A 24,612-nucleotide genomic window follows, 5' to 3' on the forward strand; every position below is an offset into this window, starting at 1 on the left:
CAGGATTTATGAGACTCAAGCCTTACCTACTAGTGATGTGCCTGCTGTGCATACCGAGCCTTGGCGCTGGCGCCGAGAAGACCGTGTACGGCCTGAATGAATACGCCAAGCTTGCGGGTATCGACCTGGAAGTGGCGGCCAAACTCGACACCGGCGCCAAGACCGCCTCGTTGAGTGCCCGCGATATCAAGCGCTTCAAGCGCAATGGCGAATCCTGGGTACGCTTCTACCTGGCCATCGACACCGCCCATTCCCACCCCATCGAACTGCCCCTGGCGCGTGTCAGCAAGATCAAGCGCCGCGCCGGCGACTACGACCCCGATGAGGACAAGAACTACACCGCCCGCCCAGTGATTGCGCTGGATATCTGCATGGGCAGTGCTTTACGCAGCATCGAAGTGAACTTGACTGACCGCAGCGCATTCCAATACCCGCTGCTGATTGGCTCCGAAGCCTTGAAACGCTTTGATGCGCTGGTCGACCCCAGTCTTAAATATGCAGCAGGCAAACCCGCCTGCGCCGCCGACGCTTAATACCGCCGAGTAAACCGAATGCGCTCTCTGACCCTGCACCTGAAAATCCTGATCACCTTGCTGGTGGTGCTGGGCATTTCGGTCACCGCCTATCAGATCTTCGTGCTGGGAATTCCCGTCACCGAAGATGCCACCGACGACTTGTGGAACATCGACGCCAAGGTCGAGTTCGTCGCCAACCCGAAAGACCCGGTCAAGATCCAGATGTTCGTGCCGCCCTTGAGCCGCGACTTCGTCAGCCTCAATGAGAGCTTTATCTCGAACAACTACGGGGTGAGCGTCAACCGCATCGACGGCAACCGCAAGGTCACCTGGTCGGCGCGCCGGGCCAAGGGCAACCAGACCCTCTATTACCGCCTGGTGCTGACCAAGCGCTACAGCGGCGAAAAGATCAAGATCAAAGGCCCGACCTTCCGCGACAGCATCGCCGTGGAAGGCCCCGAGAAGATCGCCGCCGAAGCCTTGCTGGCCCCGATCCGCCAGCACTCGGCCGACGTCGAAACCTTTATCAGTGAAGCCATCAAGCGCACCAACAACCTCAACGACGACAATGTGAAGTTGCTGCTGGCCGGCGACCCCTCGACGCCGCACAAAGCCAAGATCGTCGAACTGCTGCTGTCCATCGCCCACGTGCCGGTAGAAAAAGTCCACACCATCCGCCTGGTGGCCGACCAGCCGCAAACCCCGGAACTGTGGCTGCGCAGTTTCAACGGCAACGACTGGCTGTACTTCAACCCGGAGACTGGCGAACAGGGCCTGCCCGCCGACCGCCTGCTGTGGTGGACCGGCGATGAAAACCTGATCACCGTCGATGGCGGCAAGAAAGCCATGGTGACCTTCAGCCTGAACAACAGCGAGATGAACGCCATCCGCCTGGCCAAGCTGACGGACGAAAACACCGACGCCAACTTCCTCGAATACTCGCTGTACGGCCTGCCGCTGCAAACCCAGCAGACCTTCATGATCATGGTGATGATCCCGATAGGCGTGCTGGTGATCTTGATCCTGCGCAACCTCATCGGCCTGCAGACCCTGGGCACCTTCACCCCCGTACTGATCGCCCTGGCATTCCGCGAGACCCAGTTGGGCTTCGGGATTGTGCTGTTCACGATCATCACGGCACTGGGCCTGTCGCTCCGGTCGTACCTTGAACACCTTAAACTGCAGATGCTGCCGAGGCTGTCGGTGGTGCTGACCTTCGTGGTGGTGCTGATTGCCGCCATCAGCCTGTTCAGCCACAAGCTGGGGCTGGAACGCGGCTTGTCGGTGGCGCTGTTCCCGATGGTGATCCTGACCATGACCATCGAACGCCTGTCGATCACCTGGGAGGAGCGTGGCGCCAACCATGCGCTGAAAGTGGCGATTGGCACGCTGTTCGCTGCGTCCCTGGCGCACCTGATCATGAGCGTGCCGGAGTTGGTCTACTTCGTGTTCACCTTCCCGGCGATCCTGTTGATCCTGGTGGGCTTCATGCTGGCCATGGGTCGCTACCGCGGCTATCGCCTCACCGAGCTGGTGCGTTTCAAGGCGTTCCTGAAGGCTGACTCTTGATGTTCGGCTTCTGGAAGACCTGGAAGGCCCTGGAAGCGCGGGGGATCATGGGCATTAACCGGCGTAATGCCGACTACGTGCTCAAGTACAACAAGCGCAGCCTGTACCCGATAGTGGATGACAAGATCATTACCAAGGAACGGGCGCTGGCCGCCGGTATCCATGTACCGGAAATGTACGGGGTGATCTCCACCGAAAAGGAAATCGACAAGCTCGACGAGATTATCGGTGGGCGCAGCGACTTCGTGATCAAGCCCGCCCAGGGCGCCGGTGGCGACGGCATCCTGGTGGTTGCAGACCGTTTTGAAGGGCGCTATCGCACGGTGTCCGGCAAGATCATCAGCCATGAAGAGATCGAGCACCAGATTTCCAGCATCCTCACCGGCCTGTACTCCCTCGGCGGCCACCGCGACCGCGCGTTGATCGAGTACCGCGTGGTGCCCGACCAGATCTTCAAGAGCATCAGCTATGAAGGCGTGCCGGACATCCGCATCATCGTGCTGATGGGCTACCCGGTGATGGCGATGCTGCGCTTGCCCACCCGCCAGTCCGGCGGCAAGGCCAACCTGCACCAGGGCGCGATCGGCGTGGGTGTAGACCTGGCCACCGGCCTGACCCTGCGCGGCACCTGGCTGAACAACATCATCACCAAGCACCCCGACACCACCAACGCGGTGGATGGCGTGCAACTGCCCAACTGGGACGGTTTCATGAAACTCGCAGCCGGCTGCTATGAGCTGTGCGGGCTGGGTTATATCGGCGTGGACATGGTGCTGGACCAGGAAAAAGGCCCGCTGATCCTTGAGCTGAACGCAAGGCCAGGGCTGAACATCCAGATTGCCAACGACTGCGGCTTGACCTTGCGCACCCATGCGGTGGAGGCGCGGCTGGAAGAACTCAAGGCGGCCGGGGTGACAGAAACCCCAGAAGAACGGGTGAAGTTCGTGCAGGAGATGTTCGGGCATATTCCGCCGGTTGAAGGTTAGCAGCGCATCGCAGGCAAGCCCGGGCTCGCTAGGTGGGAGCTGGCTTGCCTGCGATAGCTTTCTGACAAGCCATCCATCCCCCAGGCTATGCCCTCTATCGAGCTATCACCGACATCCCCCCTAGGAGCAAGTCCTACAGAGGACTACAATCCCCTCCCCCACGCCACTGGCTGATTCACCCTCGCATGTCGACCTGTTCCGTTTACCCCTTACCCTACCGGGCCAACCCCGCCGAGTACTTTGCGGCTATTCGCCATGCGCCTGGCGCGGTGCTGCTCGACAGCGGCCGCCCGGCTGCCGAGCGGGGGCGCTATGACCTGCTCAGCGCCTGGCCTGAAGCAACCTTGACGGTTGGGCCGGATGAAAGCGGCGGCGATTTCCTGCAACGCTTGCGAGAAAACCTGGCGCAGTTGGGTGAGGCCGCCCTGCCTGCTGGGGTTGAATTGCCCTTTGCCGGCGGTTTGATCGGTTACTTGAGCTATGACTTCGGCCGGCACCTGGAACAGGTTGCACGCCTGGCCGTGGACGACCTGCACCTGCCGGATGCGCGCCTGGGGTTGTATGCCTGGGCGCTGGTCAGCGATCACCAGGCGCGCACCAGCCAGCTGGTGTTTCACCCGGTGCTGGCCGATAGCGAGCGGCAACGGCTCGTCGCTCTGTTCAGTCATGCAACGGGCAGCGCGCCCACCGCCTTCAAGCTTCAGGGCCCCATGGCGCCGGACCTCAGCCTGGAGGCATATCAGCAGGCCATCCTGCGTATTCAGGATTACATTCAGGCCGGCGACTGCTACCAGGTCAACTTTACCCAACGCTTTCGCGCACCTTGTAGCGGCGACCCGTGGGCGGCCTACTGCGCCCTGCGCGAGGCCTGCCCGACACCGTTTTCCGGGTTCCAGAGCCTGCCGGATGACGGCGCGGTGCTGAGCCTGTCGCCGGAACGCTTTGTGCGCATCAGCGAACGCCAGGTCGAGACTCGCCCGATCAAGGGCACCCGCCCTCGCGGCCTGACGCCAGAAGAGGATGCCGCCAACGCCGCCGAACTGCTGGCCAGCCCCAAGGACCGCGCAGAAAACCTGATGATCGTCGACCTGCTGCGCAACGACCTTGGCCGCAGCTGCCGCATCGGCTCGGTGAACGTGCCGGAATTGTTCAGCCTGGAAAGCTACCCCAACGTGCACCACCTGGTAAGCAGCGTCACTGGCATATTGGCCGACGACAAAGACGCCCTCGACCTGATCGCCGGCAGCTTCCCCGGCGGCTCCATCACCGGCGCGCCGAAGATTCGCGCCATGCAGATCATCGACGAGCTTGAACCCAACCGTCGCGGGTTCTATTGCGGCTCGCTGATGTACCTGGACGTGCGCGGCGAGATGGACAGTTCCATCGCGATTCGCAGCTTGCTGGTCAAGGATGGGCAGGTGTGTTGCTGGGGTGGCGGCGGGATTGTGGCGGATTCAGAGTGGCAGGCGGAGTATCAGGAGTCGCTGACGAAGGTGCGGGTGTTGTTACAAACGTTGGAAAACCTGTAGGGCACAGCCCCTGCCTAGCGTTCGAGTAGAACGCCATGCGATAGAAAAAGCCTGAATCAGAACCGCTGTGGACGGAATAGACGCTTGCAGATAGCGTCCGGATCGACCGTCCACCGCCACCTGTGAAGGATCACATGAAGCGACTGCCTCCTCGTCTGGAAATATTTCCGAGATTGCCTAACCGCGCAATCGCACCTATGATCTCCCAAAACGGGAGGTTGAAGCGATGCGGATAATCGCTCTCTCTACCCTACGAATATTCTGGGAAAGCCATTCAGCTTATAGCGACGCCAGAACACCGCTGGTCGAGTGGTATCGGCACATGGAAAAGGCCAATTATCCAACACCGCAAGCACTCAAGGCCGAGCTCAGAACAGCGAGCATTCTTAAGGGCGGCAGGGTCGTGTTCAACGTCGGCGGCAACAAGTATCGAGTGATCATGGCCATCGACTACCAGCGACAACTAGGGTTTATACGGTTCGTGGGAACCCACGCTCAGTACGACCAGATCAACGCGGAGACTGCGTGATGAACATCAAACCTATTCACTCCCAGGAAGACCTGACTGCGGCACTCGTACGAGTCGAGCAGATATGGGGAGCACTACCCGGCTCGCCTGAAGGTGATGAGCTGGAAATCCTGGCAATCCTCATCGAGAAGTACGAAGCCGAGCATTACCCCATGCCCCCTTCGGATCCGGTAGAGGCTATCAAGTTTCGCATGGAGCAATTGGGCATGACCGCCCGCGACCTGGAGCCCTTTATCGGCACCAGTGGGCGGGTGTCAGAGGTGCTGAACCACAAGCGCAAGCTGAGCCTGGCGATGATCAAACGCCTGCATGAAGGCTTGCGTATTCCTTATGAGCGCTTGCTGGCCGAGGGTTAGGCGGTGACGGAGCCGACGCCATCGCGGGCAACCCCGGCTCCCTCAGTTGACCGCGTCGTTTGACGTTACAGGGTCGAAGGTGGGAGCTGGCTTGCCTGCGATGGGGCAATCAGCCGCGCCGCATAACTTACAGGCTCAACTGCCGATTCGACGCCTTGATAAACTCTTTTTTCAAGTCTTCAAACGTATGCACCGCCGGGAACTGCGGGAATTCGCGGATCACATTGTCCGGCGCATGGAACAGAATCCCACGGTCAGCTTCACCCAGCATGCTGGTGTCATTGTAGGAATCACCGGCAGCGATCACGCGGTAGTAGAGGGTCTTGAATGCCAGCACCGATTGGCGCTTGGGGTCTTTCTGGCGCAGTTGGTAGCTGACCACCCGGTCGTTTTCATCGGTGATCAAGCGGTGGCAAAGCAAGGTCGGGAACCCCAGCTGACGCATCAGCGGCTGGGAGAACTCGTAGAAGGTGTCGGACAGGATCACCACCTGAAAGCGCTCGCGCAGCCAGTTGACGAACTCGATCGCGCCGTCCAGCGGCTTGAGTGTGGCGATCACGGCCTGGATATCGGCCAACTTGAGCCCATGCTCGTCGAGGATACGCAGGCGCTGTTGCATCAGCACGTCGTAGTCGGGGATGTCACGGGTGGTGGCCCGCAGGGACTCAATGCCGGTTTTCTCGGCAAAGGCGATCCAGATTTCCGGAACCAGTACCCCTTCCAGGTCAAGGCAGGCAATTTCCACACGACACTCCTATTAGATGTTGTTAGTTGAGCGAGCAAAAGGACTGCCGAACTCTAGCGACTCAAGCCAGCCGCCGCAACGCGGGACAGTTTTTGATACCATCGCCCTCCTAGAGAGCGCTCAGCGCCACTGACCTGTAGGAACCGTCCTGATGAACCAAGCCTTCGACGTCGTTGAACTCGCCACGACTTATGCCAACAAGTCTGCCCAGGACATTCTCAAGCTGGCGTTCAGCCAGTTCGGCGATGACCTGTGGATTTCCTTCAGCGGTGCCGAGGATGTGGTGCTGGTGGACATGGCCTGGAAGCTGAACAAGAACGTCAAGGTGTTCAGCCTCGACACCGGCCGCCTGCATCCGGAGACCTACCGGTTTATCGAGCAGGTGCGTGAGTTCTACAAGATCGACATCGAGCTGATCTCGCCAGACCCGAGCAAGCTGGAGCCCTTCGTCAAAGAGAAAGGCCTGTTCAGCTTCTATAAGGACGGCCATGGCGAATGCTGCGGCATCCGCAAGATCGAACCGCTGCGCCGCAAACTCGCAGGTGTCAGCGCCTGGGCCACCGGCCAGCGCCGCGACCAGAGCCCCGGCACTCGCAGCCAGGTGGCGGCGCTGGAAATCGACACGGCGTTCTCCACGCCGGAACGCACCCTGTACAAGTTCAACCCGCTGGCGCAGATGACCAGCGAAGAGGTGTGGGGCTACATCCGCATGCTGGAGCTGCCGTACAACAGCCTGCATGAGCGCGGCTTCATCAGCATCGGCTGCGAGCCCTGCACCCGGCCGGTACTGCCCCGCCAGCATGAGCGCGAAGGCCGCTGGTGGTGGGAAGAAGCCACGCAGAAGGAATGCGGGCTGCATGCGGGGAATATCATCAGCAAGGCTTGAGCCTCTCATGCCACCGCCTCTGTAGGAGCGAACTTGCTCGCTCCTACAGAAAGCGAGATTTCCTTTCGGCCGGGTAAATCTTGTACACAACCTTGTAACCATAAGTGCCATTTTTGTGTGCAACTTAATATACAACGCACCAAAACGTAACATCTCTCTGCGCCAATGGCGCCGTCTATAAATAGCCCTCCAATTAACAAAAAAATAAATACCTGTTCAAACGGTCAACTTATAGTGTCCGTAATTCAGTGAGTTATTCTCAACCTATATAAAAACGAAATTAGCCAAGATTTTCATATATCGAGAATTGGCACGCATATGGCTTAGGCAGAAGTGCGCTTTGTATACAATCAATACAAAACCTACATACACTTTGCCATCCGCCGCTTTGCTGCAGATGCGCTGGAGCCTGCCGGAATGCGTACAAGTCTCTCGAACACCCTCGCACTGGATCTGCCCTCCTCCCCGTTAAACCCTGCGGCCGCCGGCCCCGGCCCGCTGGTACTCAGCCCGCGCCTGCACAACAAGGACCTGGCGCCCACCAAGGTCGAAGGCCGACGCTGGGGGCGCTATAGCATCTTCGCGTTGTGGACCAATGACGTGCACAACATCGCCAACTACTCATTCGCCATCGGCCTCTATGCATTAGGCCTGGGCGGCTGGCAAATATTGCTGTCCCTGGGGATCGGCGCGGCGCTGGTGTACTTCTTTATGAACTTGTCGGGCTACATGGGGCAGAAGACCGGTGTGCCGTTTCCGGTTATCAGCCGTATCAGCTTCGGCATTCATGGGGCGCAGATTCCGGCGTTGATTCGGGCGGTCATTGCGATTGCCTGGTTTGGGATCCAGACCTACCTGGCCTCGGTAGTTTTCCGCGTGCTGCTGACCGCCATTCATCCAGGCTTTGCCGATTATGACCACGACTCGATTCTGGGGCTGTCGACCCTGGGTTGGGCGTGCTTTGTGGCGATCTGGCTGGTGCAGTTGGTGATTCTCGCCTATGGCATGGAAATGGTACGTCGCTATGAAGGCTTCGCCGGGCCGGTGATTCTGCTGACCGTGGCCGCACTGGCCGGCTGGATGTACTTCCAGGCGAACGGGCAAATTGCCTGGTCGATCCGCGAGCCCCTGAGTGGCGGCGAGATGTGGCGCAATATCTTTGCCGGCGGCGCGCTGTGGCTGGCCATCTACGGCACCTTGATCCTCAACTTCTGCGACTTCGCCCGTTCCTCACCCTGCCGCAGGACTATCCAGGTCGGCAACTTCTGGGGCCTGCCGGTGAATATCCTGGTGTTCGCCGCCATCACCGTGCTGCTGTGCGGCGGGCAGTTCCAGCTCAATGGCCGCGTGATCGAAAGCCCGACCGAAATCATCGCGGCGATCCCCAACACCTTCTTTCTCGTGCTCGGCTGCCTGGCCTTCCTGATCGTCACCGTGGCGGTGAACATCATGGCCAACTTCGTCGCCCCGGCCTTTGTATTAAGCAACCTGGCGCCCAAGTACCTGAACTTTCGCCGCGCCGGACTGATCAGCGCCTTCGTTGCCGTGCTGATCCTGCCGTGGAACCTCTATAACAGCCCACTGGTGATCGTGTATTTCCTCTCTGGCCTCGGCGCGCTGCTGGGGCCGTTGTACGGGGTGATCATGGTCGATTACTGGCTGATCCGTAAAAGCCAGGTGGATGTGCCGCAGCTGTACAGCGAAGACCCCCAAGGCATTTATTACTACAGCCGGGGGGTGAATATGCGTGCGGTGGCGGCGTTCATTCCGGCGGCGGTGATCGCCATCCTGCTGGCGCTGTTGCCGGGGTTTGCCAGCGTCTCGCCGTTTTCCTGGTTGTTTGGCGCCGGCATTGCAGGGTTGCTGTACCTGCTGATTGCCAAGCGTCAACCGCACTACGCCGATGTCAGCGGCGAAAGCATTGCCGTCGATAACGTCAGTCATTAAACAAGGACTTTCCATGCGTATCCTCGTGGTCAACGTCAACACCACCGAATCCATCACCGACACCATTGCCCAGCAAGCACGGGCCGTGGCTTCACCGGGCACCGAGATTGTCGGGCTCACCCCGTACTTCGGCGCAGAATCGGTGGAAGGCAATTTTGAAAGCTATCTGGCAGCCATCGCCGTGATGGATCGGGTAATGGCCTACGACCAGCCCTTTGATGCGGTGATTCAGGCCGGCTACGGCGAACATGGCCGTGAAGGCCTGCAGGAACTGCTCAATGTGCCGGTGGTGGATATCACCGAAGCGGCGGCCAGCACCGCGATGTTCCTGGGGCACGCCTACTCGGTGGTGACCACCCTGGACCGCACTGTGCCGCTGATTGAAGACCGGCTGAAACTCGCCGGCCTCTACCAGCGCTGTGCTTCGGTGCGCGCCAGCGGCATGGCGGTGCTGGAACTGGAAGAAGACCCGCTGGGCGCCACGGAGGCCATCGTGCGCCAGGCCGAACTGGCCATCCGCGACGACAAGGCCGAGGTGATCTGCCTGGGCTGCGGCGGCATGGCCGGGCTGGATGAGCAGATCCGCCAGCGCACCGGGGTGCCAGTGGTGGACGGAGTGACGGCGGCGGTGATGGTGGCCGAGTCGTTGGTGCGGTTGGGGTTGTCGACCTCGAAGATCAGGACGTATGCGGCGCCGCGGCCGAAGAAAGTCGTTGGTTGGCCGGGCAAGTTCGGGCGGTAGACCGATGCGCCTGCATCGCGGGCAAGCCCGACTCCCACATTGGATTGCGATCACTGTGGGAGCCGGGCTTGCCCGCGATGGCCACGACTCGATGCAAGGCCCTGCTCAGATGGCACTGAATCGTTGAGCCAGTTTCTGCTCGGCGAACTGCTCAATAATGAAATCCACAAACGCCCGCGTCTTGCCCGGCAGCAACTTATGCTCGGCGTAGTAGATGGAAATATTACCGTCGTCCACATACCAATCGGGTAACACTCGCACCAACGCACCGCTGTCCAGGAACGGCACGGCCATTGGCATGCTCACCAGCGCGATGCCAAGGCCCTGGGCACTGGCGCAGCAGGCGGCTTCGGAGTCGCTCATGGTCATGGCTGGCTTCAGTACCAGTGGGCTGTGCTCGCGCTCACGGTGGGTCAGTTGCCATGAACGCACCCGGCCAGTCTGCGGCGAGCGAATCAAGATGCCGAGGCAGTGCGACAGGTCGTCGGGCGCCCGCACCGGCAGGCGGCGCGCCAGGTAATCCGGCGACGCCACCAGCACCCGGTGCGCCGGGGTCAACTTGCGCGCCACCACGCCTTGGGGCAGATCAAACCCGCCACCGATGGCCGCATCGAAGCCTTGCCCGATCAGGTCGACCTGGCGGTTATCAAAATGCCAGTCCGGGCTGATATCCGGACAGCGCTGCATGAATTCGCCCAACAACGGCACCACATACCGATTGCCGAACACTGGCCCCATGCTGACCTTGAGCGTGCCCACCGGCCGCCCTTCGGCACTGGCCAGGTTGGCGACCGCATTCTGAATGGTGGTGAGGCTGCCGCTGACTTCCGCCAGGAACATCTTGCCGGCTTCGGTCAGCGCCAGACGCCGAGTGCTGCGCTGGAACAGCCGCACCCCGAGGCGCGCCTCCAACTTGGCAACGCTTTTACCCACCGCTGCGGGAGTGAGGCTCAGGTGCCGTGCAGCCTCGGCAAAGCTGCCACCCTCGGCGCTGCGCACAAAGCATTCGATACTGCCAAAGCTTTCCATATCGCTCCACTCTAAACTTTTGGTTTACACAGACTATAGCAACCACGGGCTACCGAGCTGCGCGGGTGAGGTCGATACTCGCTCCATCAACTACCTCGGAGATCGACATGACCACACATAACCTCACCGGCAAAGTCGCCTTGATTCAAGGCGGTTCCCGCGGCATTGGCGCCGCCATCGTCAAGCGCCTCGCCGCCCAAGGGGCAGCGGTTGCCTTTACCTACGTCAGCTCGGCCGCCAAGGCTGAAACACTGCAGAACGAGGTGATCGGCGCAGGGGGGCAGGCTCTGGCGATTCACGCCGACAGCGCCGATGCCACGGCGATTCGCGCGGCGGTCAACGCCACGGTCGAGGCGTTTGGACGCCTGGATATCCTGGTGAATAACGCTGGCGTGCTGGCCATCGCGCCGCTGGACGAATTCAAGCTGGAAGACTTCGACCAGACCTTGGCGATCAATGTGCGCAGCGTGTTTATCGCCACCCAGGAAGCCGCCAAGCACATGGGCGAAGGTGGCCGCGTGATCAATATCGGCAGCACCAACGCCGAACGCATGCCCTTTGGCGGTGGCGGGCCCTACGCCATGAGCAAGGCGGCGCTGGTGGGGTTGACCAAGGGATTGGCGCGGGACCTGGGGCCACGGGGCATCACCATCAACAACGTGCAGCCTGGGCCGGTGGACACCGATATGAACCCGGCGAACAGTGATTTTGCCGACAGCCTGATCGGGTTGATGGCGGTAGGACGGTATGGGCATGTGGAGGAGATTGCCAGTTTTGTGGCCTATCTGGCCGGGCCGGAGGCCGGCTATATCACGGGCGCCAGCCTGACCATCGACGGTGGTTTCAGCGCCTGATTTTGCAAAACCGCACACCAAATGTGGGAGCGGGCTTGCCCGCGAAGGCGGTGTGTCAGTGCGACATCTGTCACTGCACTACCGCTTTCGCAGGCAAGCCAGCGCCCACATTTTTGACCGCGCGGGGTCAGGCCATGGGAGGCAAGCCGTAGGCGGCCAAATCAAAGTCGGCGAGCTTGCGAATAATCTGGTCAGCATGCTGGTACTTGCTGTCAGCCATCGCCTCATCGGGCACCGCAATAGCGGTCATGTGCGCAGCCTTCGCCGCCGTCACGCCGAACGGCGAATCTTCGAACACCAGACAATCCTCAGGCGCTACACCCAACCGGCGCGCGGCGGTGAGGAAGATATCCGGCGCGGGCTTGGCAGCGCCTACTTCCGGGTCGTCAGCGGTGACGATGGTGTCGAACAGGCCAAACCATTCACGGTGCAGGGTGGTCTTGTGGCCAAACGAGTTACGCGATGAACTGGTACCCACCGCAATCGGAATATTGTGCGCCTTCAAGTGCCGCACCAACGCCTCGGCACCGGGCATACCCAAGGCCTTGGGAAAGCGCTCGCTCATCAGCGGTTCGCGTATTTCCAGAAACTCGGCGGGCGTGATCGGCAGGTCCAGGGCCTTGACCACGTAATCGGCCAAATCCTGGGCACCCCGCCCGATGATGTGCTGCTTGATGCCCCAGTCGTAGGTACGACCATAGCGTTCGGCAATGATCTGCGTGACTTCGGTGTAGATGCCTTCGGTATCCAGCAACAACCCGTCCATATCGAAAATCACGGCTTTGATCGGGACAGCGGTACGCGGTGCATTCATCACAACACAACCTTGGGGCGAGGACTAAAAGGATTCAGCACAATAACGGCCCTCGTTGCCTGCAAGCAACCTTCGTGGGCCTTCCGTTGATTCATACCACGCAACAGTTTTACCCGTCGGCGCTGACGGCGGCCGTCTAGGGTTTGAGAGGAAAACGTCATGACCCGTTGACGCGGATCTGAAAATACCGATTGCAAACCTTATAAAAGACTTATTAACCTCCCATGAATTCAATCCAATGGACGCGAAAAGCCGTCAAACAATTGCTTCGGTTGCATTCGTATCATCAGCAACAGGTACGCGATGCCGTGTCCGCTCTTGAACACATGCCCGATGCAATCAACGTCAAGGCACTGGTTAACCATCCTCACAGCTATCGCTTGCGGGTAGGTCATTACCGGGTCCTTTTCGACTGGGACGGCAGCATCCAGGTCGTCAGCATCCAAGAGGTTAAAAAACGTGACGAGCGAACCTACTGCCGTACAGATCATCCACAATACGCAGGGCGAGCCAGCCTATGTGGTGATTCCCTATGAACACTATGTGGCGCAGCAAAACGATCCAAACCTGATCCCCCATGCGGTAGTCAGCCGCCTGGTGGATGGCGCAACACCTATTCGCGCGTGGCGCGAGCACCTGAGCCTGACCCAGGAAGAAGTCGCTAAACGCCTGGGTATTTCACAATCGGCATTTGCCCAGCAGGAAGCGGTCAGCAAACCCCGCCGCACCACGCGGGAAAAGATAGCCAAAGCGTTCGGTATCAATGCCAGTCAACTGGAGCTATAACGGCGCGCTGCAAAAATTCACGTCCCCCTTCACCTCACATCGAGCTCAAACATGCTCTACCGCCTAGCCGCCGACGGCCTTGTGCTGTTCCACCTGGCCTTTATCCTGTTCGTGCTGTTCGGCGGCCTGCTCACCCTGAAGTGGCCCCGGGTAATGTGGCTGCACCTGCCCGCCGTTGCCTGGGGCATCGCGGTAGAGGTGCTGCACCTGCCCTGCCCCCTTACACGTTGGGAAAACCTGTTTCGCCACTTGGCCGGGCAGGATGGTTATGGCGGTGGGTTTATCGAGCACTACATCCTGACGCTGATCTACCCCGCCGGGCTGACTGCGAATACTCAATTAGTGCTGGGGGCCGTGGTGGTGGTGGTCAACCTCGCCGTGTATGCACGCCTGATCAAACGCAAGTAGGCAGGCAACCCAGGCCAACCAGGGTGGCCTCCACCGCCTGTTCCAGCGGTGTGTGGGGCTCATGGCCGAGCGTCGCGAGCAGGCGCTGGTTATCCAGGCGCAACGGTGTTTGCCACAGGTAGCGCATCTCCTGCACCTCACGCACGGTGACGACAAAAGGCGCCGCCCAGTTCAACAACCACCAGGGAAACGCGCCGACCCTGGGTTGCTGGCCCGTCCTGCGCAGCACCACACGCTGGATCGTCTTAGCCATCTGCGTACCGTCCGCATCCATGTACCCAGCCATATGAAAGCAGGCGAAGGCGCCAAGACTGGCACGACGCTCAATCAACTCAAGCATTGTACGCGCTACGTCCGGCAGATAAGCCCATTGATGGGCCACGCCGTAATCGCCTGGGTAGCGGATGGTGTGCACCGGTTTGCCGGGTTTGACCAAGCCTTGGGCAAACCAGTTATTGGCCACCCTGGCGCCGAAAAAATCCCCAGCGCGCACAATCACCACCCGGGCGCCCTGAGTGGAAGCGGCTCGCAAGCGCTGCTCCATCTGCACACGGATCGCGCCCTTGCGAGTCAGCGGGTGCTGGGGTGAGTCTTCGTGCAGCACAGGGAATGCATCCGGCCCGAAGTTGTAGACCGTGCCGGGCAGCACGACTGTCGCGCCTTCGCAGATGGCCGCCGCAATGGAGTTGTCGATCATCGGCAACACCCACTCGGCCCATTTGCGATAACCCGGCGGATTGACGCCGTGCACGATTACCGCGCAGCCCCGGGCGGCCGCGATCACGTCGTCGCGATTCAGGGCATCGCCTTTTAGCCACGTAAAAACAGGATTTTGGCTGCGAGCCTTGATCAGATCCCGAGTCAACGCCCGCACCTCCCAGCCCGCCGCGCTCAACTGCCGCGCCACTTCGCCACCAATGCCACCGGTTGCACCCAAAACCAGAACCTTGCTCATCACCCTCTCCCACTGTTGGTTGATGAGGGTATGTTGGATGCGGAACAGCTATAGAGGAATTGCCCAAGGGTATCGAGCCGCTATACATTTATGTATGGCTACGAATATCGGTTGGGAGCTTTACCGGTCATTTCTCGGTGTACTCAAGGAAGGATCGCTGTCGGGGGCCGCACGGCAGCTCGGCATCACCCAACCCACGGTAGGGCGGCACATCGCCGCGCTGGAAACGGCGCTGGGCGTCGTGTTGTTCACCCGCTCGCCCTCAGGCTTATTACCCACTACGGTCGCCCACACACTGCGGGCGCATGCAGAAACCATGGCGCGTACCGCCGCCGCCCTTGAACGCGCCGCCTCGTCCCAAGGCGATGAGGTGCGTGGCGTGGTACGAGTATCGGCCAGTGAAGTGGTGGGTGTGGAGGTACTGCCGCCGATCATCACGCAATTGCGCCGGGAACACCCGCACCTGAAGGTGGAACTGGTGCTGACCAACCGCTTGAGCGACCTGCTGCAGCTGGAAGCCGACATTGCCGTGCGCATGGTGCGCCCCAGCCAGGAGCAGCTGCTGGCGCGGCGTATCGGCCTGATCGAAGTCGGCCTGCATGCCCGTGACGATTACCTGCAGCAACACGGCATCCCCCAACACATGCACGACCTGGCCGGCCACTCCGTCATCGGCTTTGATCAAGCCACTGCATTTATCCGCAGCCTGGCAATCAAGGGTTTTGAGCGCAACGCCTTCGCCATCAGTAGCGACAGCGACCTGGCGCAACTGGCAATGATCCGCGCCGGTGCCGGCATCGGTGGGTGCCAGGTACAACTGGCCCAGCGCGACCCACGTCTGCGCCGAGTGCTGCCTGACGGCTTCGCGTTTAAAATGGACACTTGGGTCAGCATGCACGAAGACCTGCGCAACAGCCCACGCTGCCGGGTGACATTCGATGCACTGGTGGCAGGTTTGCAGCGTTACGTACAGGCTTGAGACAGCTGCGCTGGTGAACAATCAGCGCACCTCAATCCGTTCGCGGTCGCCCCATGTCCGAAGCCTTCGAAGTTCCCAGCCCCCACGAAAAACACCTTGAACACACCACCGAGCATGCTCACGGCCGCGGCGATAGCTTTGCCAGTCGTATCGCCGTGATGACCGCGATCATGGCGACCGTCGGTGCCATGCTCAGCTATCAGGCCGGCTCCAGCGAAAGTGAAGCTGCGATGGACAAGAACAACGCCGCCATCATCAAGACCGAAGCCGCTAACCAGTGGAACTACTACCAGGCCAAATCCAGCCGCCAGAACCTGGCAGAACTGGCCAGCCATATTCCCGGCGTGGATGCGGCGCATTACCAGGCGGAGATCGAGCGCTACAAGCGCCAGAAGGAAGAAGTGCGTAAACAGGCCGAAACGCTTGAGGCCACTTCACGGGACTGGGACCACAAATCCGAGGAAGCGCTGCACCAGCACCATCGCTGGGCCCAGGCGATGACGGCGATTCAGATCGCGATTTCATTGGCGGCGATTACCCTGCTCACGCGCAAGGAATGGCTCAAACGCATGTCGTACACCGCCGGCGGGGTGGCGGTGATGTTGGGTGGCCTGGCGTGGCTGCATCTCTGACACGCCGAAGAATAAATGTGGGCGCTGTCGAGCCCCAACCAGGCTGCAATGGGATCACCGCGCAGTACCCGCCAGACTGCGACCCAGCCTCGCTGATTGATTTCAATCTGCCAACTGAGCGCTTAGAGTGTCGCCCCCCCGAGAATTGAATCTCGAGATTGAACCTATGGAGTTATGAGTGAAATACGTCAGTAAAGTCGTTGCAGCAGCCGTACTTGGTTTCACCCTGGCAGGTTGCACCGGCACCGCCATGAAAACCCAGCAATACGACGCCAGCCAATACACCGTCCTCGGCCACAGCGAAGCCAGCGCCACCGGCATCATGCTGTTGGGCGTTATCCCCATCGGCCAGAACAACCGCTTCGTGCGCGCCCAGGATGCAGCCATCAAGGCCAAGGGCGGCGACGCGCTGATCAACACACAAGTGCAGGAAAAGTGGTTCTGGGCTTGGGTATTGAACGGCTACACCACCAAAATCTCCGGTGATGTGATCAAGCTGAAAACCGCGCAATAAAGTACGAAATTGCCAGGGCGCTGACCCCGGCAAGCGACGTATCATGGGCCTGACTTTCGAGGATGGCCCATGAACCTCAGCATCATTTACGCCCTCGCGGCCGCCGCCCTGTTCGGCGCCAGCACCCCGCTCGCCAAAAGTCTTGGCCTGGGCCTCTCGCCCATCCTGCTCGCCGGCCTGCTCTACCTCGGCAGCGGCATTGGCCTTGCCGGTGTGCGCTTGATCCGTGATCGCGGCTGGAAACCTACCGGGCTAACCCCATCGGAATGGCCCTGGCTACTTGGCGCCATCGCCTTCGGCGGCCTCCTCGGCCCCGTTGCACTGATGTTCGGCCTGACCCGCACCACCAGCGCCAGCGCCTCCCTGATGCTCAACCTTGAATCGGTACTGACCGCCGTGATCGCCTGGGTCGTGTTCCGCGAAAACGCCGACCGACGCATCGTCCTCGGCATGCTTGCCATTGTGTTGGGCGGCGTGGTGTTGTCGTGGTCCGGTGCTGACAGCAGCCATCAGGACTGGACCGGACCGCTCGCCGTTGCGCTGGCGTGTTTGTGCTGGGGCATTGATAACAACCTGACGCGCAAGGTGTCGGCGTCTGACGCGCTCTTTATCGCTGGGGCCAAGGGCTTGATTGCGGGGTTGGTGAATTGCAGCCTGGCGCTTTACCTGGGGGCGCAGATTCCGGGCGTGGCGCAACTGGCGCCGATTCTACTGGTAGGTTTCCTCGGCTATGGCATCAGCCTGGTGATGTTCGTGCTGGCCCTCCGCGGACTGGGCAGCGCGCGCACCGGCGCTTACTTCTCCACGGCACCCTTTCTCGGTGCCGCAGTGGCGTTGCTGGTATTTGGCGAGTCGGTGACCGTGGCGTTCTGGATTGCCTCGGCACTGATGGCCGTAGGCGTGTGGCTGCACCTGACGGAGCGGCATGCCCATGAACATGTGCATGAAGCCACGGAACATGGGCATCGGCATGTGCATGATGAACATCACCAGCATGAGCATGGGTTTGAGTGGGATCCGGCGCAGCCGCACAGTCATGTGCATGTTCACAAGGTGATGACCCACAGCCACGCGCATTTTCCGGATGTGCATCATCGGCATAGGCATTGATGATCGTTTGGTACGAAAAGACTTCGGTATTCTCCAATCCTGAAGCCCAGTGGGAGTGGTTCCAAACATTACAGTGCAGGCGAAGGCAGGTATGATCCAGGCCGACCCGGCCCGACTGGACCTACACACATGCCTGCCTCCGACACCCGCCCTACGCCCGCGCCATTCCTCAAGCCCGGTGAAACCGTGGTGTTGTTCGACGGGGTGTGCAAGCTGTGTAACGGTTGGGCAAGGTTTCTGATCCGCCACGACCACCAACGGCGCTTGCGATTAGCCGCCGTGCAGTCACCCGAGGGTCAGGCGCTGCTGGCGTGGGCGGGGTTGCCGCTGGAGCAGTTCGACACCCTCGCAGTGATCCGCGATCGGCACTGTTGGGAGCGTTCGGAGGCGGTGTTGGAAATCATTGCGCAACTGCCTGCCCGCTGGCACCCAATGCTGCTCCTGCGCGGCATCCCGCGCTTTCTTCGGGATTGGGCTTACGACCGCATCGCGCGCAATCGCTATCGGCTGTTCGGGAAATACGATACCTGTCTGTTGCCGAACGCGGATCATGAACAGCGCTTTTTAAAGGATCAGCCATGAATTCCCTGGTGCGCATCAACTGGATCGCCCGGGGCGGCCTGGCTTTCATGTTTGCCTACCATGGGCTGGTGCCAAAGCTGCTGTGGCTAAGCCAGGGTGAGCGGGCAATGATCCAGGCGCACGGGATCGAGCAGGTGCAGTTGTTCGCCACGCTGGCGGGGGTTGGGGAAATTGCCCTGGCGATATGGATACTGCTTTCGCCACGCAGTATCTGGCCGCTTGTAGTGGCTGCGACTGCGCTGGCGGGGCTGCTGGTGGATGTGGCGGTGTTCAGCCCGTCGATGCTCAGGGAAGCGTTTAATCCTGTGTCGCTGAATGTGGCGGGTTTGGCGTTGTGTGCGGTGGCTTGGAATACCAAGCCCTGAACGGCATTTATTTCAGCCCGAGTGCCTCAAGTGCAACGGCCAGCGCTGATGTCAGCCACACAGCAACAGCCCAATCAACTGCCATGGCGTCATCTTCGTGACCATGATCAGCACGATCACAAACATCCCAGAGAAACCCAAAACACCCATCCAGAACCATTGCCTATAGACGCCGCGGTATCCATCACCAAGCGCGCTGCACGTCTCAACCGCACTGAGCGCCATCTGCTGCAAACGCTTCTGCAGCACCAGCACCGGCAGCCAAAGAGCCCCCACACACAGGAAGATGATCAGCGAAGTCAGCACCCATTCGGTGGTCAACCCAAGTCCGGCAAGCTTGACCAACACAAAGCCGGTAATGATCTGAATGACGCCCGCCGGCGTAGTGATCCAGGTATCGAACTGCACCACCATCCGCGCCACATGGGCAATCACTTGCGGGTTGGCCGTACGGCTCGCGGCGATCAGATACAGATACGAGCCCATGCCGAAGCCAAACAGGAAAATCGCCGCGATGATGTGGATGTATTTCAGGCTCAGATAGAGCATGGTCAGCCCTGCCCGTCAGAGAAATGCACGGCCAGGCTGAGGTTCGCCGGGTCGTTGATAGCGGCCATGTATTCGTCGACGGTGATTTCGCCAACGCACGGCCGCGCACCGGGTTCAGGCACATAGCCTTGGGCGACTTTAAGGGCCAGAGCAACGGCGGCGCAGCTGGGGATTTCCGGGCCTTTGTCATTCAGCGCCGTCAGTTGCACCGCCAGGGACAGCGGTTGCCCTTCTGCACCAAGGCCTTTCACGTCGATGTACATCGCGCTTTTGCCATCGCCAAAGCGCTCGAACCAAGTACCCAGCCGACGCAGCCGCGCAGCCCAGGCAAGATGATCACGCACCACGCCCCACCGCAGCGCCTGGGCCAGCAGATAGTTGGCGACACCGCCAAGCTTGAGCCCCGCACCAGCCTTAAAGCTCAGGGTGTGGGCACCATAGCGGCCAGCAAAGATGTCCATGTCGGGCACGTCCACATTCGCCAATACCCGCGTGCCAAGCTCAGGCATCTTGCGCAGCGTCAGGTCCTGCCAGCCCAGCACTTCATGCACCTGGCCATGCCTGAGCTGCTTGATGGGTTTGCCCGCGTAAGCCAGCACACCTTCGACGGTGGACAGGCCCGGCATCTTGGCCGAGGAGGAAATACCGTGCTCGATCGAGTCGATACGGGTGAAGCGATAGCGATACTGATCGATGATGGCGGACGACAGCGTCGGCACGGAGCTGCACCCGCTAAGGATCGCCACGCCTGCCTGCCGTGCTTGTGCATCCAGCACGCGCACGCCGTTGACGAAGGTGCGGCAGTCGGACAAGTCGCAGTAGTTCACGCCAGCGTCGATGCAACTCTGGGCGACAGCATAGGACTGCCCCTGGAACGGGCCGCCGGTGTGGATCACCCACGTGATGTTCATCGACCGCAAAACGGAGGCGAACCCGGCGCCCATGGCATCGCCGCACCAGCCTTCGCAAGCGGTGTTCGACTGGCTTTTCAGCTCATCCACCTTGTGCTGCAGCTTATGTGGGTCGCGACCCGAGATCACCAGTTCAATGCCCGGCGCCAACACCAGATGCCGGCAAACGATGCTGCCGAAATTGCCGTAGCCACCGACTACCAACACCCTGAGTGTCATTCCATTCTTCCCTAAACAATCGATCATGCGCTGCGCCTGAGGAAGGCTGGCGGCTGAGGCGGCAAAGATACCCGATTTGCTTAACAGCTTGGGCCAGATCAACAGAAAGAGTGAGAAGAAGGACTACGGTTTTACAGAGCCCTGATCACCAGCCCGCCCCACAAGCCGTCTCAGACCACCTGCAACGGTTTACCGCGATCAATTGACTCCAGGCCAGCTCTCTACATATTCAATAGTGAAGTCCGGATAGGAATCGACAATCTGGATCTTGTAATCAGGATAGCTATCGACGGTTTGCCATTTCCCGACAGAATCCGGCCAGGAATCCACCTTCTTTACTTTGAGGTCGGGGAATTGATTCACCACCTTCACCTTGTAGTCGGGATAGCTGTCCACGAACTGAATCTTGCCGTAAATCTTCGACACATCGACCGTCGTACCGGCGTGAGCGCAAAAAGTGCAGGTCAACAGCAAGGAAGCGAGGGCAACTTTGAACATGAGTGCTGCATCCTGAAAAATTGAGGCGTCCAGTCTATCCGTAACCGCGCAGGCCGTGCCGAAAAACGCCTATCCCTTAAACTCACCCGCCCCATTGCCGACGGCGTCAACATACGCCACACACAACAACTCGGCGATCTGGCTTTTGACTGCTTTGGTCGATTCTGGGCGCGGGTTTCACCTTTGCTGTTTCCGGACTTTCGATAGCAACCTTGAGCCGGAAATAACATGAGGGTTCCCGTCGGCGAAGTTAGCGATAAAACACAACGCTGTGCGGGCCATAAAGTAAATAAATTCGTCCCCTTTTCCCGCTGGAGCAACTCCAGCCAGCCGCCCGCAATCAACTCGCCCGCTCTATCGGCCAGGAATTGCGACGTAGCCATCAAAGACCGTGCTCAGCGCAGTGCACCAGAGATTCGTTACGAGCAACCTGAACTATTAGGTTTCATAGACATAGACCTTGATATAATTCGCGACGCCTTACTGACAAAACCAACTCAATGAACTCTTTTTGATCGAGAACTAAAATGCAAGGAAAGCAAAACATGGCAAAGCCAAACTACAAAATGATCGTAGGCTTGTGGGTGGCTGCTTTCATACTAGCGTTTGTATCACCTATCACAGCTGGCATATTCGGCAAGCCAGAAATAGCCATATCAACATTGATCCTAGGTGTCTTTTTGGCTCTCATCATGATACTTGACCTCAAGCAGGACAGAGTAATCAAAGGGTTATTCATTATAATGTTTGGCGTGTTATTTCAAACTTTATACTTGAAAATAATTTACATCTTTGTTCCTTCCAATACCATTCCGCAGCATTACAAAGATTACTTGGATATCTACTCGCAAGTATTATTATTTGCTTGCTCAGGAGCAGGCGGAAGTATCATTGCAGCTCACGCAGACAAAAGCTCTCTCGATAATGACTCAGCAGCCTTCAGCGAAAAACACACCTGCCATGACGTAGAAATCAAAAAACTAACCACCACAATTGAAAAACTCCATAAAAAACTTAATTCTATTATCACTGCGATCGCCTCATTAGGCATGATTATTATAATTCTGGCAGTCGCTATTTTTATCCGATAGTTCGCGACGCTTCGGCGGCATCAACCTAGAAGGCGACATCACCCACAAAGGTGACTACATCCAAACCAGGAGTCAGACGTAACCGGCCAAGTCCAGGTATCTAGTGATGTGATCGCAGCCGGCGTCAGTTTGGTCAAACACCCGCACACCGGCGTCAAGGCCGGCGGCGACCAGTCTGGGGTGCCGATCCATCATGAATCGACATACCGGCGGTGCTATCAGCGAGCGCTAGCACATCAGTCAGGCGATCACCGACATTCTGACCACACGCATTGGCACGCGTGGAATGCACCGCGAATATGACAGCCTGGTGCCAGAGCTGGTGGATCACCCTTCAACGACGTCAACCGTCTGCGCGTACGAATAGATATGCCGTGCGCATGATCTAAGAACAGTAGGTTTTCCAAGCTCAAAAATTACAAACCCCCAGGTTTCTTTCGAAACCTGGGGGGGGGTTGTTTGCTTTGAACGAGGAGGAAGAAAATCAAAAAAATCTGTCCCCCTCTCCTTGCATTTTCCCGTCTGTAGGCTTGACTGTGGAAGCAGGCGGACAATATACCCATGCAATACAGGGCGGTTGCAGGAGCTGAGTGCAACACGGTTATTGAATTGAAGCCGGAGCATCATGCCGCATTGCCATGGAATTTTGCATGACCTCTCCCATCACCTCGATGGGGCATTTGAAGTCGAAGCGCTTGCGCGGTCGCATGTTCAGTTGCAGCGCAATGGCGTCCAGCTTCTCCTGGCTATGTACCGACAGGTCTGTGCCCTTGGGCAAGTACTGGCGAATCAGGCCGTTGATGTTTTCGTTGCTGCCGCGCTGCCAGGGGCTGTGCGGGTCGCAGAAGTAGATCGCCACGCCGGTTCTTTGGGTGATCTCGGCGTGTCGCGCCATCTCCCGGCCCTGGTCGTAAGTCATGCTCTTGCGCATCTCCAGCGGCATGCTATTGAGCGCGGCGCTGAAGCCTTCCAGTGCCGAAGTCGCCGTCGCGTCGTTCATCTTCACCAACATCAGGTAGCCACTGGTGCGTTCCACCAGCGTACCGACGGACGAGGCGTTGGCCTTACCCTTGATGAGGTCGCCTTCCCAATGCCCCGGCATCAGCCTGTCTTCAATCTCCGGCGGGCGCACATGAATACTGACCATCTCGGGGATCTGGCCGCGCCGATCCACGCCACCAGAGCGCGGCCGGCGCGTCGTCTTGCCTTGGCGCAGACAGATGATCAGCTCCTTACGCAGCTCACCCACTGGCAGGGCATAGATCGCGTTGTAGATCGTCTCGCGACAGACGTAGGCATCTCGCAGGTTGGGTATGTTCATGCTGCGCAGCTTGCCGGCAATCTGCTCGGGAGACAAACGCTCACGCAGCATATGGGTCACCAGTTCGAAGCGCTCGCTACCCGGCAACAGTTTTCGCATCGGTCGACAAACCTGGCGGCGGGCCTGCATTTGCTGCTGGGCCAGGCGGGCCGAGTAGCCACCGCAAGCACCTCGGTTACGGCGCAGCTCACGGCTGATGGTCGAAGGGGATCGGTTGATCAAGCAGGCAATCCTGCGCAGGCTGAAGCCTTGGGTACGACCGATTTGAATGGTGGCGCGCTCTTCAACGCTGAGTTCGGTATAAGACATAGGGGCAGCACCGTACCGGAAAGGTCAGGTGTTGCACTCAGTTTTTGCCGCCGCCTACCCTATAATGTGAGAATCACATGGAGGATAAATCATGGCTGAACTCGATTTCGATAGAGCTGTAAAGGTTGCTAGAGGTAATGTTGAGAAGCTAGTTCCGAAAGCTAAGAATGTTACGTTGGAGGAAGCAATGACATCGGCTGACGGCAGGCTTTATGAGGTGACCTTCAGCTACGACATTGATAGAGAAGATAATCTGTTCGGCGTTGGTACGGACAACATCTCAAAGCTCGCTAGCTTAATGGGGCGTCGAAGGGAATATAAGATTTTTCTAGTTGATGCTGATAGTTATAGTTTTAGGGGGTTTAGAAACTATAAGGAGAAGTAGTCTTGAGTAGCCCTAGACTAATTATTGATACCAATCTTTTGCTTCTTCTTGTAATCGGAGCTATCGAAGAAGGGCGACATATCTCAAGCTCTAGTAGGCTTAAAAGTTATAACGAAGAAGACTATCAGGTTGTAGTAAAGTTCATGGGCCGTTTTACAGATGTTTACATAACTCCATATATTGCGACCGAAGTATCCAATCTCATTGACTTGAATGGGTATGCTAGAATAATGGCGTTTGAAGCAGCTCAATTGCTGTTTTCACAGTTTCAGCAGATTGACTCAAATATCTCCGCAGACTCCGCAGCGAAGTTATTCAGCACCTATGGTCTAACTGATACTTCGTTAATTGGATTGGTTTCTGATTATACTATTTTGACTAACGATGGACGGATGAGTCAACCTTTATACGCGGCGGCGGCAAAAACTGAGTGCAACACCTGACCTTTCCGGTACGGTGCTGCCCCTATGTCTTATACCGAACTCAGCGTTGAAGAG

Annotated in this window: 29 protein-coding genes and 3 pseudogenes; 24 read left to right on the top strand and 8 right to left on the bottom strand. The window is 58.8% G+C overall.

What is annotated here, in order from left to right; genetic code table 11:
• Positions 1-8 precede the first annotated feature (8 nt).
• The 6 genes from rloA to BOP96_RS10270 all read left to right on the top strand — a co-directional run bounded on the left by rloA (position 9) and on the right by BOP96_RS10270 (position 5,484).
• A complete protein-coding gene (rloA, locus tag BOP96_RS10245; RefSeq protein WP_014719501.1) occupies positions 9-533 on the top strand; it encodes a retropepsin-like aspartic peptidase RloA in 525 nt (174 codons plus the stop codon).
• 18 nt (positions 534-551) lie between these two features.
• Complete coding sequence (gene rloB, locus BOP96_RS10250; protein ID WP_014719502.1) at positions 552-2,084, top strand: osmotic stress tolerance membrane protein RloB; 1,533 nt, start codon at positions 552-554, stop codon at positions 2,082-2,084.
• Positions 2,084-3,070 (top strand): alpha-L-glutamate ligase-like protein, encoded by a 987-nt coding sequence (locus tag BOP96_RS10255; protein ID WP_003193326.1) that lies wholly within the window; start codon positions 2,084-2,086, stop codon positions 3,068-3,070. The genes rloB and BOP96_RS10255 overlap by 1 nt, the downstream gene beginning before the upstream one ends.
• 185 nt (positions 3,071-3,255) lie before the next feature.
• Positions 3,256-4,599: an aminodeoxychorismate synthase component I gene (pabB, locus tag BOP96_RS10260; protein WP_019820564.1), complete on the top strand. Its 1,344-nt coding sequence runs from the start codon at positions 3,256-3,258 to the stop codon at positions 4,597-4,599.
• A gap of 226 nt (positions 4,600-4,825) precedes the next feature.
• Positions 4,826-5,128 (top strand): type II toxin-antitoxin system HigB family toxin, encoded by a 303-nt coding sequence (locus BOP96_RS10265; protein WP_032903090.1) that lies wholly within the window; start codon positions 4,826-4,828, stop codon positions 5,126-5,128.
• Complete coding sequence (locus BOP96_RS10270; RefSeq protein WP_014719504.1) at positions 5,128-5,484, top strand: helix-turn-helix domain-containing protein; 357 nt, start codon at positions 5,128-5,130, stop codon at positions 5,482-5,484. Before BOP96_RS10265 ends, BOP96_RS10270 begins: the two co-directional genes overlap by 1 nt.
• Before the next feature lie 127 nt (positions 5,485-5,611).
• Here the strand turns inward: BOP96_RS10270 and thrH are convergent, their stop codons facing one another.
• A complete protein-coding gene (gene thrH / locus BOP96_RS10275; protein WP_014719505.1) occupies positions 5,612-6,229 on the bottom strand; it encodes a bifunctional phosphoserine phosphatase/homoserine phosphotransferase ThrH in 618 nt (205 codons plus the stop codon).
• A gap of 151 nt (positions 6,230-6,380) precedes the next feature.
• Between thrH and BOP96_RS10280 the strand changes: the two genes are divergently transcribed.
• From BOP96_RS10280 to BOP96_RS10290, 3 genes are all read left to right on the top strand, one after another.
• Positions 6,381-7,115 (top strand): phosphoadenylyl-sulfate reductase, encoded by a 735-nt coding sequence (locus BOP96_RS10280; protein WP_014719506.1) that lies wholly within the window; start codon positions 6,381-6,383, stop codon positions 7,113-7,115.
• A gap of 417 nt (positions 7,116-7,532) precedes the next feature.
• A complete protein-coding gene (locus tag BOP96_RS10285) occupies positions 7,533-9,062 on the top strand; it encodes an NCS1 family nucleobase:cation symporter-1 (protein WP_019820568.1) in 1,530 nt (509 codons plus the stop codon).
• A 13-nt stretch (positions 9,063-9,075) separates the two neighbouring features.
• Positions 9,076-9,804, top strand: a complete 729-nt coding sequence (locus BOP96_RS10290; RefSeq protein WP_073452608.1) for an aspartate/glutamate racemase family protein — start codon at positions 9,076-9,078, stop codon at positions 9,802-9,804.
• Positions 9,805-9,909: 105 nt separating this feature from the next.
• Here BOP96_RS10290 and BOP96_RS10295 read toward each other — a convergent pair whose 3' ends face one another.
• Positions 9,910-10,833, bottom strand: coding sequence for a LysR family transcriptional regulator (locus tag BOP96_RS10295; RefSeq protein ID WP_073452610.1), 924 nt, complete (start codon positions 10,831-10,833; stop codon positions 9,910-9,912).
• Between the two features lie 107 nt (positions 10,834-10,940).
• On the opposite strand from BOP96_RS10295, the gene BOP96_RS10300 reads away from it, so the two are divergent.
• Positions 10,941-11,687, top strand: coding sequence for a 3-oxoacyl-ACP reductase family protein (locus tag BOP96_RS10300; protein ID WP_019820573.1), 747 nt, complete (start codon positions 10,941-10,943; stop codon positions 11,685-11,687).
• A gap of 127 nt (positions 11,688-11,814) precedes the next feature.
• On the opposite strand, the gene BOP96_RS10305 is transcribed toward BOP96_RS10300, so the two are convergent.
• Positions 11,815-12,501, bottom strand: a complete 687-nt coding sequence (locus tag BOP96_RS10305; RefSeq protein WP_019820575.1) for an HAD-IA family hydrolase — start codon at positions 12,499-12,501, stop codon at positions 11,815-11,817.
• A 224-nt stretch (positions 12,502-12,725) separates the two neighbouring features.
• On the opposite strand from BOP96_RS10305, the pseudogene BOP96_RS10310 reads away from it, so the two are divergent.
• The 3 genes and pseudogenes from BOP96_RS10310 to BOP96_RS10320 all read left to right on the top strand — a co-directional run.
• Positions 12,726-12,977: pseudogene (locus BOP96_RS10310) on the top strand (type II toxin-antitoxin system RelE family toxin); the annotation flags it as partial.
• Entirely contained in the window at positions 12,961-13,287 is a 327-nt protein-coding gene (locus BOP96_RS10315) for a helix-turn-helix domain-containing protein (RefSeq protein WP_014719512.1), read from the top strand. The pseudogene BOP96_RS10310 and the gene BOP96_RS10315, both read left to right, overlap by 17 nt.
• Before the next feature lie 51 nt (positions 13,288-13,338).
• Entirely contained in the window at positions 13,339-13,695 is a 357-nt protein-coding gene (locus tag BOP96_RS10320; protein WP_019820579.1) for a DUF2784 domain-containing protein, read from the top strand.
• Here the strand turns inward: BOP96_RS10320 and BOP96_RS10325 are convergent.
• Positions 13,682-14,650, bottom strand: a complete 969-nt coding sequence (locus tag BOP96_RS10325; protein ID WP_073452612.1) for an NAD-dependent epimerase/dehydratase family protein — start codon at positions 14,648-14,650, stop codon at positions 13,682-13,684. The two genes, BOP96_RS10320 and BOP96_RS10325, sit on opposite strands and share 14 nt — an antisense overlap.
• 94 nt (positions 14,651-14,744) lie before the next feature.
• On the opposite strand from BOP96_RS10325, the gene BOP96_RS10330 reads away from it, so the two are divergent.
• The 6 genes from BOP96_RS10330 to BOP96_RS10355 all read left to right on the top strand — a co-directional run bounded on the left by BOP96_RS10330 (position 14,745) and on the right by BOP96_RS10355 (position 18,832).
• Positions 14,745-15,629 (top strand): LysR family transcriptional regulator, encoded by an 885-nt coding sequence (locus BOP96_RS10330; protein ID WP_014719515.1) that lies wholly within the window; start codon positions 14,745-14,747, stop codon positions 15,627-15,629.
• A gap of 53 nt (positions 15,630-15,682) precedes the next feature.
• Positions 15,683-16,261: a DUF4337 domain-containing protein gene (locus BOP96_RS10335; protein ID WP_003193347.1), complete on the top strand. Its 579-nt coding sequence runs from the start codon at positions 15,683-15,685 to the stop codon at positions 16,259-16,261.
• A 178-nt stretch (positions 16,262-16,439) separates the two neighbouring features.
• Positions 16,440-16,775 (top strand): hypothetical protein, encoded by a 336-nt coding sequence (locus BOP96_RS10340; RefSeq protein WP_003193349.1) that lies wholly within the window; start codon positions 16,440-16,442, stop codon positions 16,773-16,775.
• Between the two features lie 69 nt (positions 16,776-16,844).
• A complete protein-coding gene (locus BOP96_RS10345) occupies positions 16,845-17,885 on the top strand; it encodes a DMT family transporter (RefSeq protein WP_073452614.1) in 1,041 nt (346 codons plus the stop codon).
• 129 nt (positions 17,886-18,014) lie between these two features.
• Positions 18,015-18,467 (top strand): thiol-disulfide oxidoreductase DCC family protein, encoded by a 453-nt coding sequence (locus tag BOP96_RS10350; RefSeq protein WP_020302615.1) that lies wholly within the window; start codon positions 18,015-18,017, stop codon positions 18,465-18,467.
• Positions 18,464-18,832 carry a DoxX-like family protein gene (locus BOP96_RS10355; protein ID WP_020302614.1) on the top strand — a complete coding sequence of 123 codons (369 nt, stop codon included), beginning with the start codon at positions 18,464-18,466 and terminating at the stop codon, positions 18,830-18,832. Before BOP96_RS10350 ends, BOP96_RS10355 begins: the two co-directional genes overlap by 4 nt.
• A 51-nt stretch (positions 18,833-18,883) precedes the next feature.
• Here BOP96_RS10355 and BOP96_RS10360 read toward each other — a convergent pair whose 3' ends face one another.
• The 3 genes from BOP96_RS10360 to BOP96_RS10370 form a co-directional block, all read right to left on the bottom strand.
• The gene (locus BOP96_RS10360; RefSeq protein ID WP_020302613.1) at positions 18,884-19,381 is read right to left on the bottom strand and encodes a DUF2269 family protein; all 498 of its coding nucleotides are present in this window, start codon (positions 19,379-19,381) and stop codon (positions 18,884-18,886) included.
• 2 nt (positions 19,382-19,383) lie between these two features.
• The gene (locus tag BOP96_RS10365) at positions 19,384-20,511 is read right to left on the bottom strand and encodes a saccharopine dehydrogenase NADP-binding domain-containing protein (protein ID WP_073452617.1); all 1,128 of its coding nucleotides are present in this window, start codon (positions 20,509-20,511) and stop codon (positions 19,384-19,386) included.
• A 198-nt stretch (positions 20,512-20,709) separates the two neighbouring features.
• Positions 20,710-21,009, bottom strand: coding sequence for a hypothetical protein (locus tag BOP96_RS10370; protein WP_003193360.1), 300 nt, complete (start codon positions 21,007-21,009; stop codon positions 20,710-20,712).
• 545 nt (positions 21,010-21,554) lie between these two features.
• Here BOP96_RS10370 and BOP96_RS10375 point away from each other — a divergent pair.
• The 3 genes and pseudogenes from BOP96_RS10375 to BOP96_RS30455 all read left to right on the top strand — a co-directional run.
• The gene (locus tag BOP96_RS10375) at positions 21,555-22,100 is read left to right on the top strand and encodes a hypothetical protein (RefSeq protein ID WP_073452619.1); all 546 of its coding nucleotides are present in this window, start codon (positions 21,555-21,557) and stop codon (positions 22,098-22,100) included.
• Between the two features lie 13 nt (positions 22,101-22,113).
• Positions 22,114-22,289, top strand: a pseudogene (locus BOP96_RS30450) (phage baseplate assembly protein V); the annotation flags it as partial.
• A gap of 46 nt (positions 22,290-22,335) precedes the next feature.
• Positions 22,336-22,460: pseudogene (locus BOP96_RS30455) on the top strand (GPW/gp25 family protein); the annotation flags it as partial.
• A 241-nt stretch (positions 22,461-22,701) separates the two neighbouring features.
• Here the strand turns inward: BOP96_RS30455 and BOP96_RS10390 are convergent.
• On the bottom strand, positions 22,702-23,730 hold the full coding sequence (locus BOP96_RS10390) for an IS30-like element ISPsp7 family transposase (protein ID WP_003283602.1): 1,029 nt from the start codon (positions 23,728-23,730) through the stop codon (positions 22,702-22,704).
• A gap of 91 nt (positions 23,731-23,821) precedes the next feature.
• Between BOP96_RS10390 and BOP96_RS10395 the strand changes: the two genes are divergently transcribed.
• The gene (locus BOP96_RS10395) at positions 23,822-24,115 is read left to right on the top strand and encodes a hypothetical protein (RefSeq protein WP_073452621.1); all 294 of its coding nucleotides are present in this window, start codon (positions 23,822-23,824) and stop codon (positions 24,113-24,115) included.
• Between the two features lie 2 nt (positions 24,116-24,117).
• Positions 24,118-24,558, top strand: a complete 441-nt coding sequence (locus BOP96_RS10400) for a hypothetical protein (protein ID WP_073452624.1) — start codon at positions 24,118-24,120, stop codon at positions 24,556-24,558.
• Positions 24,559-24,612 lie beyond the last annotated feature (54 nt).

Source organism: Pseudomonas sp. FSL W5-0203, from assembly GCF_001896155.1.
Classification (GTDB): Bacteria; Pseudomonadota; Gammaproteobacteria; order Pseudomonadales; family Pseudomonadaceae; genus Aquipseudomonas; species Aquipseudomonas paracarnis.